11 protein-coding genes are annotated in these 13649 nt (G+C 42.5%); all 11 read left to right on the top strand.

Annotated features, from left to right (window positions below; all coding sequences use genetic code 11):
* The first annotated feature begins 28 nt into the window (after positions 1 to 28).
* The 11 genes from wcaK to wzy all read left to right on the top strand — a co-directional run bounded on the left by wcaK (position 29) and on the right by wzy (position 13648).
* A complete protein-coding gene (gene wcaK / locus ACK8NJ_RS09045; RefSeq protein ID WP_000770798.1) occupies positions 29 to 1309 on the top strand; it encodes a colanic acid biosynthesis pyruvyl transferase WcaK in 1281 nt (426 codons plus the stop codon).
* The gene (gene wcaL, locus ACK8NJ_RS09050; protein ID WP_411962371.1) at positions 1306 to 2526 is read left to right on the top strand and encodes a colanic acid biosynthesis glycosyltransferase WcaL; all 1221 of its coding nucleotides are present in this window, start codon (positions 1306 to 1308) and stop codon (positions 2524 to 2526) included. The genes wcaK and wcaL overlap by 4 nt, the downstream gene beginning before the upstream one ends.
* A gap of 10 nt (positions 2527 to 2536) precedes the next feature.
* Positions 2537 to 3931 (top strand): colanic acid biosynthesis protein WcaM, encoded by a 1395-nt coding sequence (gene wcaM, locus ACK8NJ_RS09055; RefSeq protein WP_411962372.1) that lies wholly within the window; start codon positions 2537 to 2539, stop codon positions 3929 to 3931.
* Positions 3932 to 4105: 174 nt separating this feature from the next.
* On the top strand, positions 4106 to 4999 hold the full coding sequence (gene galF / locus ACK8NJ_RS09060; RefSeq protein ID WP_000183060.1) for a UTP--glucose-1-phosphate uridylyltransferase GalF: 894 nt from the start codon (positions 4106 to 4108) through the stop codon (positions 4997 to 4999).
* Between the two features lie 312 nt (positions 5000 to 5311).
* Positions 5312 to 6454: a glycosyltransferase gene (locus ACK8NJ_RS09065; protein ID WP_154735973.1), complete on the top strand. Its 1143-nt coding sequence runs from the start codon at positions 5312 to 5314 to the stop codon at positions 6452 to 6454.
* A 20-nt stretch (positions 6455 to 6474) separates the two neighbouring features.
* The gene (locus ACK8NJ_RS09070) at positions 6475 to 7584 is read left to right on the top strand and encodes a glycosyltransferase (RefSeq protein ID WP_154735972.1); all 1110 of its coding nucleotides are present in this window, start codon (positions 6475 to 6477) and stop codon (positions 7582 to 7584) included.
* Complete coding sequence (gene cpsB, locus ACK8NJ_RS09075; protein ID WP_230042119.1) at positions 7581 to 9005, top strand: mannose-1-phosphate guanyltransferase; 1425 nt, start codon at positions 7581 to 7583, stop codon at positions 9003 to 9005. The genes ACK8NJ_RS09070 and cpsB overlap by 4 nt, the downstream gene beginning before the upstream one ends.
* Before the next feature lie 69 nt (positions 9006 to 9074).
* On the top strand, positions 9075 to 10451 hold the full coding sequence (gene cpsG, locus ACK8NJ_RS09080; protein WP_154735970.1) for a colanic acid biosynthesis phosphomannomutase CpsG: 1377 nt from the start codon (positions 9075 to 9077) through the stop codon (positions 10449 to 10451).
* The gene (locus tag ACK8NJ_RS09085) at positions 10448 to 11407 is read left to right on the top strand and encodes a WavE lipopolysaccharide synthesis family protein (RefSeq protein ID WP_411962373.1); all 960 of its coding nucleotides are present in this window, start codon (positions 10448 to 10450) and stop codon (positions 11405 to 11407) included. The genes cpsG and ACK8NJ_RS09085 overlap by 4 nt, the downstream gene beginning before the upstream one ends.
* A complete protein-coding gene (locus tag ACK8NJ_RS09090; RefSeq protein ID WP_154735968.1) occupies positions 11404 to 12525 on the top strand; it encodes a glycosyltransferase in 1122 nt (373 codons plus the stop codon). The genes ACK8NJ_RS09085 and ACK8NJ_RS09090 overlap by 4 nt, the downstream gene beginning before the upstream one ends.
* A 1-nt stretch (position 12526) precedes the next feature.
* A complete protein-coding gene (gene wzy, locus ACK8NJ_RS09095; protein WP_154735967.1) occupies positions 12527 to 13648 on the top strand; it encodes an O78 family O-antigen polymerase in 1122 nt (373 codons plus the stop codon).
* Position 13649: the final 1 nt, after the last annotated feature.

The following is a 13649-nucleotide window of genomic DNA, read 5'->3' on the forward strand; positions in this document are numbered from 1 at the left end:
CACCTGGCATCAAATTTATGAGGAAAAAATGAAATTACTTATTCTGGGTAACCACACTTGCGGCAACCGCGGCGACAGCGCCATCCTGCGCGGCTTACTTGATGCCATCAACATCCTCAATCCACACGCCGAAGTGGACGTAATGAGCCGCTATCCGGTCAGTTCTTCCTGGCTGCTCAACCGCCCGGTGATGGGCGATCCGCTGTTCCTGCAAATGAAACAACACAACAGCGCGGCGGGCGTTGTCGGGCGCGTTAAAAAAGTCCTCCGTCGCCGCTATCAGCACCAGGTATTGCTCTCACGCGTCACCGACACTGGCAAGCTGCGTAATATCGCGATCGCCCAGGGATTCACTGACTTCGTGCGCCTGCTGTCAGGTTACGACGCCATTATTCAGGTCGGCGGATCGTTTTTTGTCGATCTCTACGGCGTGCCGCAGTTTGAGCACGCGCTTTGCACATTTATGGCGAAAAAGCCGCTGTTTATGATTGGTCACAGCGTCGGCCCCTTCCAGGATGAGCAATTTAACCAACTGGCGAACTACGTTTTTGGTCACTGTGACGCGCTGATCCTGCGCGAGTCGGTTAGCCTCGATCTAATGAAACGCAGCAATATCACCACTGCAAAAGTGGAACATGGCGTCGATACCGCGTGGCTGGTCGATCACCACACCGAAGATTTCACCGCCAGCTATGCCGTTCAACACTGGCTGGACGTTGCCGCACAACAGAAAACGGTGGCAATTACCCTGCGCGAACTGGCACCGTTCGACAAACGCCTCGGCACCACTCAACAAGCGTATGAAAAAGCCTTTGCCGGGGTGGTCAATCGCATTCTCGATGAAGGGTATCAGGTGATTGCGCTTTCCACCTGTACGGGCATCGACAGCTATAACAAAGACGACCGCATGGTGGCGCTCAACCTGCGCCAGCACATCAGCGATCCTGCCCGTTACCACGTGGTGATGGATGAACTCAACGATCTGGAAATGGGCAAAATTCTTGGTGCCTGTGAACTCACCGTCGGTACGCGCCTGCACTCCGCCATTATCTCAATGAACTTTGCCACTCCGGCGATTGCCATCAACTATGAACATAAATCCGCCGGGATTATGCAGCAGCTGGGGCTGCCAGATATGGCGATTGATATCCGTCATTTACTGGACGGCAGCTTACAAGCGATGGTTGCGGATACCTTAGGCCAACTTCCGGCGCTGAACGCACGACTTAGCGAAGCCGTCAGTCGCGAACGTCAGACGGGAATGCGGATGGTGCAATCTGTGCTTGAACGCATTGGGGAGGCGAAATGAAGGTCGGCTTCTTTTTACTGAAATTTCCGCTGTCTTCGGAAACCTTCGTCCTCAACCAAATCACTGCGTTTATTGATATGGGCTTTGAGGTGGAGATTGTCGCGCTGCAAAAAGGCGATACAGAGAACACCCACGCGGCATGGACGAAATACAACCTTGCCGCCAGAACCCGCTGGTTACAGGACGAACCTACGGGCAAAGTGGCGAAGCTGCGCCACCGAGTCAGTCAGACCTTACGCGGCATTCATCGTAAAAATACCTGGCAGGCGCTCAACCTCAAACGCTATGGCGCAGAGTCGCGGAATCTGATTTTGTCTGCCATTTGCGGCCAGGTCGCAACACCATTTCATGCCGATGTCTTTATCGCTCATTTTGGTCCAGCGGGGGTAACCGCAGCAAAACTCCGCGAACTGGGTGTCATTCGCGGCAAAATTGCCACTATCTTCCACGGCATTGATATCTCCAGTCGGGAAGTTCTCAGCCACTACACCCCCGAATATCAACAACTGTTTCGCCGTGGCGACCTGATGCTACCGATAAGCGATCTGTGGGCCGGAAGGCTGCAAAAAATGGGCTGCCCCAGAGAAAAAATCGCCGTATCGCGTATGGGCGTGGACATGACGCGCTTTAGCCCGCGTCCGGTGAAAGCGCCCGCAACGCCGCTGGAAATCATTTCCGTCGCACGCTTAACCGAGAAAAAAGGCCTGCATGTGGCGATCGAAGCCTGCCGTCAGTTGAAAGAGCAGGGCGTGGCATTTCGCTATCGCATCCTCGGCATTGGCCCGTGGGAACGACGCCTGCGCACCCTCATCGAACAATATCAACTTGAAGATGTGGTAGAGATGCCGGGCTTTAAACCGAGCGATGAAGTGAAAGCGATGCTCGACGACGCGGATGTTTTCCTGCTGCCATCGGTAACGGGTGCGGACGGTGATATGGAAGGTATTCCGGTGGCACTAATGGAAGCGATGGCGGTCGGCATTCCAGTAGTTTCCACTCTGCATAGCGGAATACCGGAACTGGTAGAGGCCGATAAATCCGGCTGGCTGGTGCCTGAGAACGATGCTCGCGCACTGGCGCAACGACTGGCAGCGTTTAGCCAACTGGACACCGACGAACTGGCTCCTGTCGTCAAACGTGCGCGCGAAAAAGTCGAACACGATTTTAACCAGCAGGTGATCAATCGAGAACTCGCCAGCTTGCTGCAGGCTTTATAGAGGAGAACGTATGCCATTTAAAAAACTCTCCCGACGCACCTTCCTGACGGCAAGCTCGGCGCTTGCCTTCCTCCATACCCCTTTCGCCCGTGCACTTCCCGCCCGACAAAGCGTTAACATTAACGACTACAACCCACACGACTGGATCGCCTCATTTAAACAAGCCTTCAGCGAAGGGCAAACGGTCGTCGTGCCTGCCGGATTGGTTTGTGACAATATCAACACCGGCATCTTCATTCCTCCTGGCAAAACGTTACACATCCTTGGAAGCCTGCGCGGCAACGGCAGAGGGCGATTTGTCTTACAGGACGGCAGCCAGGTGACAGGGGAGGAGGGCGGCAGTATGCATAACATCACCCTGGATGTGCGCGGCTCTGACTGCACCATCAAAGGGCTGGCGATGAGCGGCTTTGGTCCGGTAACGCAGATTTATATCGGCGGCAAAAACAAACGGGTCATGCGCAACCTGACCATCGATAACCTGACCGTTAGCCACGCTAATTACGCCATCTTACGCCAGGGATTTCATAACCAGATTATCGGTGCCAACATCACCAATTGTAAGTTCAGCGACTTACAGGGGGACGCTATTGAATGGAACGTGGCGATTAACGACAGTGATATTTTGATCTTCGACCACATCATCGAGCGCATCAACTGTACTAACGGCAAAATCAACTGGGGCATCGGCATAGGCCTTGCGGGAAGTACCTACGATAACAACTACCCGGAAGACCAGGCAGTGAAAAACTTTGTCGTGGCGAATATTACGGGATCGGATTGTCGGCAGTTGATCCATGTTGAAAATGGTAAACATTTTGTTATTCGTAATATCAAAGCCCGCAATATCACGCCGGATTTCAGTAAGAAAGCAGGTATTGATAACGCGACAGTTGCTATTTACGGTTGTGACAATTTCGCAATTGATAATATTGAAATGATTAATAGCGCCGGGATGTTAATCGGCTATGGGGTAATTAAAGGCAAATATCTCTCGATACCGCAAAATTTCCGAGTGAATAATATTCAACTGGATAACACCCACCTTGCTTACAAATTGCGCGGCATCCAAATCTCCGCCGGGAATGCTGTCTCCTTTGTGGCGCTGACTAACATTGAGATGAAGCGTGCGTCGCTGGAGTTACACAACAAACCGCAACATCTTTTTATGCGTAATATCAAGGTGATGCAGGAATCCTCTGTTGGACCCGCATTGAGCATGAACTTCGACATGCGCAAAGACGTTCGCGGCGTCTTTATGGCGAAAAAAGAAACACTGCTATCTCTTGCAAATGTTCATGCAGTGAATGAAAGAGGGCAAAGCTCCGTCGATATCGACAGGATTAATCACCATATTGTTAATGTGGAAAAGATTAACTTTAGATTGCCGGAACGGAGAGAGTAGATTTGCGACCATTCCTGGAAAAATGGAGCCATACTTAGGAACAATGCTACTGCAATCCACAACGAAGCGGCGTAACATCACAAGTAATTCAGTAATCAATTCAGGGTAATTGATGCTGGCGAAAAAAATCGAACAAGCTATAATTCAGCAACCATTTTACAGGTGGATGAAATAATGACGAATTTAAAAGCAGTTATTCCTGTAGCGGGTCTTGGGATGCATATGTTGCCTGCCACTAAGGCGATTCCCAAAGAGATGCTACCGATCGTCGACAAGCCAATGATTCAGTACATCGTTGACGAGATTGTGGCTGCAGGGATCAAAGAAATCCTCCTGGTAACTCACGCTTCCAAGAACGCGGTCGAAAACCACTTCGACACCTCTTATGAATTAGAATCACTCCTTGAACAGCGCGTGAAGCGTCAACTACTGGCGGAAGTACAGTCCATTTGCCCGCCGGGCGTGACCATTATGAACGTGCGTCAGGGCGAACCTTTAGGTTTGGGCCACTCCATTTTATGTGCACGACCTGCTATTGGTGACAACCCATTTGTCGTGGTGCTGCCAGACGTTGTGATCGACGACGCGAGTGCCGACCCGCTGCGTTACAACCTTGCTGCCATGATTGCGCGCTTCAACGAAACGGGCCGCAGCCAGGTGCTAGCAAAACGTATGCCGGGTGACCTCTCTGAATACTCCGTCATTCAGACCAAAGAACCACTGGATCGTGAAGGTAAAGTCAGCCGCATTGTTGAATTTATCGAAAAACCGGATCAGCCGCAGACGCTGGACTCAGACATCATGGCCGTAGGTCGCTATGTGCTTTCTGCCGATATTTGGCCGGAACTGGAACGTACTCAGCCTGGTGCATGGGGACGTATTCAGCTGACTGATGCCATTGCCGAACTGGCGAAAAAACAGTCCGTTGATGCCATGCTGATGACAGGTGACAGCTACGACTGCGGTAAAAAAATGGGCTATATGCAAGCGTTCGTGAAGTATGGACTACGCAACCTGAAAGAAGGGGCGAAGTTCCGTAAAGGGATTGAGAAGCTGTTAAGCGAATAATGAAAGCTTGATCGGATATGACGGCTGCGAAAAATTGGAACAATTGCAGGTTATTTTGAATATGGGGGATTTCTAAAACACCCCATTAACAATGTGTTGACAATTGATTTTGACCAAGTTGTTAATGTTTTTCTTGCGTTTTCAATTGGTTGATTAGATAATATTATATAGATTTATAATCTATTCTATTCTGGTTGGGTTGGGGAAATTGTTCGATCGGAATATATAGTTTCTGGTGTTCTGATAGCCATAAGTCAGGGGCGGTAGCGTGGATTTTTATTGCGTAAAAACGTCAGTAAACATAGAGGTTTAATGAAAAAAATACTATTAATATCCATGAGTTTGGGAAAAGGCGATTATGGTGGTGGTATAGTATCAAATACAAACTTTTTTGCTTTAAAGGAATTAGAGCATTATGAGTTATTTTCAGTAGGTATTGTAAAAAACACCAACGATGCACCAAACTTTATTAACATGGTTTTGCCTGGCAACGCGAGTAAATTCTCAACTGCAATTAATAATATATTAGGGTTTGCCGGGCAGTTAAATAATAAAACTACGAAAAACATAAAATACATAATTGACGAGTTTGAGCCTGACATTGTATACCTTGATTCAAGTCTTCTGGGGTGTATAGCTTCTTATTGCAAGAAAAAACATAAAACTATTCAAATAATAACGTTCTTTCATAATATTGAGTTTGATTTTGAAATTGCACGTATTATGTCAGGGTTATTGCATTTTTTTCCCTCGTTAATATCCACAACTCTCGCAGAATATGCGGCTGTAAGGTATAGTGACAAGATTATCGCATTACATGAAAAAGATTCTTTTAGACTAGAGGAAAAATATGGAAGGAAGGCTGATTATATCGTACCCGTTTGCATTAAAGATACACAAAGAGAAAAAAGTTTTAAACTCGTCAACGAAAAGAAAAAAGAAGGCAAAAAGTTAAAAGTTGGCTTTATAGGTACAGCTTTTTTTGCAAATGTAGAGTCTGCTAAGATTATATCTCAATACATTGCGCCAAAGGTGGAGGGGATTGCTAATTTTTATATATGTGGCAATGGATTTGAAAAATATAAAGCATTGAATTCAACTAATGTAAATGTTTCAGGCTATATTGATTCTTTGGATGATTTCTATAATGAAATGGATGTGATGATATTTCCTATTTTTAGCGGCGCAGGAATGAAGGTGAAAATAGCAGAGTCATTAATGTATAATAAACCAATTCTAGCTTCTGCATTTGCATTAGTTGGTTACGAAAAAATAATAGATGGAACTAATGTGATTAGCTGTGAGTCTCACGAATCTTTTGTTTATCATATAAGACAATTTAGAAGGGATAATAACACATTATATAATAGGGAGTCTTATTATAAGTATTTCTCTGATAAAGCATGTCTGCATTATTTTAGAAATATATTACGAGAAATTGTTAATAACGAATAGATAGATGGACTAATAACGTCATGAATATAATACAATTATCAAAATTCTACCCTCCGATATTTGGTGGAATAGAGCAAGTTGCACAGGACATAACCGAAGGGATGCAAAATTTGTGCAATGTTGATGTTTTAAGCGTAAATAACAGTTCTAAAACAATATATTGTAAAAATATAATTCGAGCTTCATTACTATTTACACTATTATCTACCCCAGTATCGATTAGCTATATACTAATCTGGAGTAGAATCAGAAATAATTATGATATAATTCATGTTCATTTGCCAAATCCTCTTGCTATTATTGCACTGTTGCTGTTCCCGCCCAAAGCTCCCGTCGTAGTGCATTGGCATAGCGATATAGTAAAACAGAAAATAGCGTTAAAGTTTTTTCAGCCTTTACAGAATTTATTTTTGAATAAAGTAGAAAAAATTATTGTGACATCTGAAATTTATGGGAGTTCTTCTCCTCAATTACAAAGATTTCAAGATAAAATAATTTGTATACCGATCGGTATAAAATCAGAGCGATTACCTAAGAATGAAACGCTATTAAAGCATCTAAAAGAAAAATATAAAAATAAAAAGATAGTTTTCTCTCTTGGGAGGCTGGTTTATTACAAAGGGTTTGAAAATCTAATTAATGCAGCTAACTTTCTTCCTGAAGATACAATAATCCTTATTGGTGGGTGTGGTGAGTTATATGACGAGTTGGCTGATAGCATTTTATCCAATAAACTAGAAGGGAAAGTGGTTTTGCTGGGGGAGATAAAATATGAACAGCTTTCTGCTTATTATCAGGTTTGTGACGTATTTTGTCTTCCTTCCATTCATGAATCAGAAGCTTTTGGCGTAGTTCAGATTGAGGCAATGAGCTATGGAAAACCTGTTGTATCCACAAATATTAAAAATAGTGGGGTCCCATGGGTAAATGAAAATGGTATTTCAGGTGTTGTAGTTGAACCTAATGAGCCTCATGAACTAGCCAAAGCTATCTTGACAATTTTAAATAATCCAGCTGGTTTTTCCTTAGGGGCATTAGAGCGATATCGCAAATTATTCACTAGAGATAAAATGATCTCAAGTTTGATTGGACTTTATCAGAATCTTAAAATAGGAAATGAAAAAGAATGATCTTACCTGTTATTCTGGCCGGTGGTGCAGGTAGTCGCCTTTGGCCACTTTCCCGCTTACTTTACCCCAAACAGTTTTTATGTCTGAAAGGCGAGCTTTCTATGCTGCAAACAACTATCTGCCGCCTGAATGGTTTGGGGTGCGAAAATCCGGTGGTGATTTGTAATGAGCAGCACCGCTTTATTGTTGCGGAACAGTTGTATCAACTGAACAAACTCACCGAGAACATTATTCTTGAACCGGCAGGACGTAATACTGCACCTGCTATTGCGCTGGCGGCGCTGGCAACACAATGGCATAAACCAGATAGTGATCCGTTACTGCTGGTGCTGGCAGCGGATCATGTGATTGCTGATGAAGACGCATTCCGCGCCGCTGTGCGTAATGCTATGCCGTATGCCGAAGCGGGCAAGTTGGTGACTTTTGGCATTGTGCCAAGGCATCCAGAAACAGGTTATGGGTATATTCGTCGTGGCGCAGTGTCTGCGGGCGAGCAGGAGGGAGTAGCCTTTGAAGTGGCACAGTTTATCGAAAAACCGAATCTGGAAACCGCGCAGGTCTATGTGGCAAGCGGCGAATACTACTGGAACAGCGGTATGTTCCTGTTCCGCGCCGGACGCTATCTCGAAGAACTGAAAAAGTATCGTCCGGATATTCTCGACGCCTGTAAAAAAGCGATGGGCGCCGTTGAGCCAGATCTTAATTTTATTCGTGTAGATGAAGAAGCGTTTCTCGCCTGTCCGGAAGAGTCGGTTGATTACGCGGTAATGGAACGAACAGCGGATGCTGTTGTAGTACCGATGGATGCGGGCTGGAGTGATGTGGGCTCTTGGGCTTCGTTATGGGAGAGCTGCACTCACACAGCTGAAGGCAACGTTTGCCGCGGTGACGTTATTAATTATAAATCCGAAAACAGTTATGTGTATGCCGAATCGGGCCTGGTCACCACCGTCGGGGTGAAAGATTTGGTGGTAGTGCAGACCAAAGATGCGGTGTTAATAGCCGATCGCAGCTCGGTTCAAGATGTGAAACATGTGGTTGAGCAGCTCAAAGCCGACGGTCGACACGAGTATCGGATGCATCGCGAAGTATACCGTCCGTGGGGGCAATATGACTCTATCGATGCAGGCGCTCGCTACCAGGTGAAACGCATAACTGTGAAACCGGGCGAGGGCTTGTCGGTACAGATGCATCATCACCGCGCAGAACACTGGGTGGTGGTTGCGGGAACGGCAAAAGTCACTATTAATGGTGACATCAAACTGCTTGGTGAAAATGAGTCCATCTATATTCCACTGGGGGCGACACATTGTTTGGAAAATCCAGGAAAAATACCTTTAGAAATAATTGAGGTTCGCTCAGGTTCTTATCTTGAAGAAGATGATATAGTTAAGTTTTATGATCGTTATGGGCGAGATTAATTTCATTACTGAAGTTGCTAATTGTTTAACAAAATACTTCTGTGTATTTTTTCATATAAGTTTGTAAATATGACTAGATTAAGCTGCTTTAAAGCCTATGATATTCGCGGGAAATTAGGCGAAGAACTGAATGAAGATATCGCCTGGCGCATTGGTCGCGCCTATGGCGAATTTCTTAAACCGAAAACCATTGTTTTAGGCGGTGATGTCCGCCTCACCAGCGAAACCTTAAAACTGGCGCTGGCGAAAGGTTTACAGGATGCGGGCGTCGATGTGCTGGATATCGGCATGTCCGGCACGGAAGAGATCTATTTCGCCACGTTCCATCTCGGCGTGGATGGCGGCATCGAAGTCACTGCCAGTCATAATCCGATGGATTACAACGGCATGAAACTGGTGCGCGAAGGGGCTCGCCCGATCAGCGGTGATACCGGACTGCGCGACGTCCAGCGCCTGGCAGAAGCCAATGACTTCCCTCCTGTCGATAAAACCAAACGCGGTCGCTATCAGCAAATCAATCTGCGTGACGCTTACGTTGATCACCTGTTCGGTTATATCAACGTCAAAAACCTCACGCCGCTCAAGCTGGTGATCAACTCCGGGAATGGCGCAGCGGGTCCGGTGGTGGACGCTATTGAAGCCCGCTTTAAAGCCCTCGGCGCACCTGTGGAATTAATCAAAGTACATAACACGCCCGACGGCAATTTTCCCAACGGTATTCCTAACCCGCTGCTGCCGGAATGTCGCGACGACACCCGCAATGCGGTCATCAAACACGGCGCGGATATGGGCATTGCCTTTGATGGCGATTTTGACCGCTGCTTTCTGTTTGACGAAAAAGGGCAGTTTATCGAGGGCTACTACATTGTCGGTCTGCTGGCAGAAGCATTCCTCGAAAAAAATCCCGGCGCGAAGATCATCCACGATCCGCGCCTCTCCTGGAACACCGTTGATGTGGTGACTGCCGCAGGCGGCACCCCGGTAATGTCGAAAACCGGACACGCCTTTATTAAAGAACGTATGCGCAAGGAAGACGCCATCTACGGTGGCGAAATGAGCGCCCATCACTATTTCCGTGATTTCGCTTACTGCGACAGCGGCATGATCCCGTGGCTACTGGTAGCCGAACTGGTGTGTCTGAAAGGGAAAACACTGGGCGAACTGGTGCGCGACCGGATGGCGGCGTTCCCGGCAAGCGGTGAGATCAACAGCAAACTGGCGCAACCCGCTGAGGCGATTAACCGTGTGGAACAGCATTTTAGCCGTGAGGCGCTGGCGGTGGATCGCACCGATGGCATCAGCATGACCTTTGCCAACTGGCGCTTTAACCTGCGCTCCTCCAACACCGAACCGGTGGTGCGGTTGAATGTAGAATCTCGTGGTGATTTAGGACTTGTTGAAAAGCAGACAACATATATCATTAACTTATTAACAACCCCCCAATGATGAAAAGTGAAAATATTACATTCGTAGTGCAAGGTCCAGTCAGAAATGAAACAAAAGATACTTTAGAAAGTATTAGGCTAAATTTTAAAGAAGCTAAAATAATTTTGTCCACATGGGAGGGGAGTAACGTTAAAGGTCTTTCATTTGACGATATTGTTTTTAGTAACGATCCTGGCCCTTTAAATATAAAAATAGGTACTAAAATAGTTGCTCAGGAAAATACAAATCGTCAAATAATTTCAACATACCAAGGTTTAATTAAGGTTCGAACACCATATGCGGTTAAGTTGAGAACAGATACGCCATTGCGAAATGATAATATTATAAAAAACTATATAAAAGCTCAAGCATATGGGAGAGATTATAATTTTTCATACTTAGAGGAAAGGATTCTTGTATCATCTATAAATACTATAGATCCAAAAAGCTATATTCAATTCCCATACCATATTTCTGATTGGATCTACTTTGGTAAAACAAACGATTTATTAAAAATTTGGGATGGGGAATTAATAGATGATAATGATTATTTTACTGAGCAGGATATAAAAGAAGAGATTAGTTGCAAAAGAGGATTTGAGTTTGGAAGATACACAGCTGAACAGCTTGTTCTATACTCATTTTTAAAAAAAAATAAAATTAGCGAATATAAACATTATTGTGATACAAATAATGACGGGGTTGAAAAGGTATTAAAAGTAATCCTTTCTAATTTCTATTGCGTAAGTCCTAAACAAATGGGACTCTGTTTTGATAAATACTCAGACTTAATAACCCCTAGAATGAATTACAGGAGTCTCCGTAGTTTCTTAGGGTTTTATTTTGTTACAATTAATGAGAGAGTTTGGCGAAATTATTACAGCCAATTCTATAAACTTAACACTACAATATCAGAAAAAATAGAAATATGTGCACGCAGGATATTTATAAAGATCATGAAGAAGAGGAAAAAATGAGTAAAAGCATGTTATATATCTACACACATAACGGTTACAATGATGCATTTTTAAAAAAAGATGTAGGGATGGTACCATCTGTTATGTTAAATGGTGGGAAAGTTGATTCGCTAATTTATTGTAAAGAAAAGAAAGGAAAGGCTGTTTTTAATAATTTACAAATATATTTTACTGGATGTGGATGGTTTATTAGTAACTTCAAGGCGATACTGTTTCTTTGTCGAAATGCAATATTTAATAGACATTTAGATTTATTGATATTTCATCTCAGCCTTAGAAATATCGTGCCTGTGTTAACATATAAACTTTTATTTAAAGGGGAATTAATATGTAAGATGGATTTAAATACTGAAAGTGCCATTGAATATTCTGATAAAAGCCATGAAATAAATGGGATCAAAAAAAAACTAATAAGAATGATTATTTCCCGCACAGATCAATTTTATGTTGAGACTATAAGAAATTATAACATAATAAATGCAGGCATTTTTGATGTGCCGATTTCAGGAAAGTTAAAATTAATGCCCAACGGAGTTGATGCTAAATTAGTTAGGGAGGTTATTAAAACTGAAGGTCCTGATGTATTTAAAGAAAATACAATAACAATAATCTCTCGCCATGCTTGTGAAGCAAAGGCTCCAAACAGAATTTTCGATGTAATTGACGTAATGTCTGAATTGAAACTTAATAACTGGACATTGCAAATATTAGGCTATTTCCCAACAATATTTACGGATGCTCTAAGAATAAGAGCTCTTGAATGTGGAGTGAATATCATATGTGACGGTTATAATTTAGAGCTCTATGATGTGTATAAAAGATTATTTAAAAGTAAGATGTTTATATGTCTTTCGCTGCAAGAGTCATATTGTATATCACTAGTTGAAGCTGCTGTATTTAATAATCATATAATATCTACAAATGTTGGAGTAGCAGAAGATCTTTCATTAAAATACGGTAATATTAAAATTATCGAAAATTATTCGAAAAATTTACTATCCAAAACTATTGAAAAGACAATTAAAAATGACATTAAAATAAAAAAAGCAAGCATTTCTGATAGAATGTTAGACTCATATTCTTGGGATAATATCATAACAGGGGTCATGAGCGAATAATATGGGGATATATTTCATTTTAATGACAGTGGCACTATTGATCTCTATTATCGTATTATTCCACAATGATGTTAAATTTACGAATGTATATATATATACTTATATTTTACTGCTCTCATTACTTGCTGGTTTAAGATTTCATACCGGCTGGGATTGGGAAGCTTATGACTATTTTTTTTATGAGCTGACAAATTCTAATTTATTTGAAATAAGCAAAGCAAATGTTTTTAATTATGAACCAGGGTTCGTTTTACTATCTTATATATCTGTTTTATTGCACATACCACCATTTCTCTTTTTCTCTTTAATAACCGTTACATTAATTATAAAGTCGGCTTATAAGTATTTAGGGAACTTTGTTTACATTTTTTTATTAATATATTTATATTACGGTTATTTTCATAATTTCTCTATTGTACGACAAGGTGTTGCTGCTGCGTTATTCGCTTATTCCATTCGTTATTTGATAGCGAAAAGCTATAAATATTATATATTAATATTTGTCGCTGCATTATTCCATATGTCTGCTATTATGTTATTAATTGTCCCATTTCTTTATAAAATCGCTAATCGTATACCATTTTCCGCCCTATTGCTATTTTCATTGTTAATGGTTTATACCTCTGTAAGTGAGCTCATAGGTATGAAATCATTATTGTCAGGAATAAATGCATTAAATATATATATCAATAATAGTTCTTTAAGCTATAAAGTTGGTTTTTCGTTTAAATATTTGGAGTTATTAATCATTCTAGTTCTATTTTATAATAAGAGATTTTCAGAACTGATTGCTAGCAAATTTAGTAAAAAGCAATATTATGTATTTAGATGTTTGATTGTAATTGAAGTGATGATATATTCGCTTTTCAATGACTTTAGCATTATTTATGAAAGACTAACTGTTTACTTCGAATTTTCTCATGCTATATGTATAGCAATGATTATATCAGCCTTTAAGTATAAAAGAGTTCAGTTGTTTTTACTGTTAATTTTATTGTCTCTTATTTTTGTAAGATATTATCAATTATTCAATTCTCCTGTTCGTGTCGATGGAGAAATGTCACATTACGAACGATTTGAAAACTATTGTTCTGTTTTTAACACAAAAGATTGTCAAAGGTAAC

The sequence above is a fragment of the Escherichia sp. F1 genome (assembly GCF_046764225.1).
GTDB lineage: Bacteria > Pseudomonadota > Gammaproteobacteria > Enterobacterales > Enterobacteriaceae > Escherichia > Escherichia coli.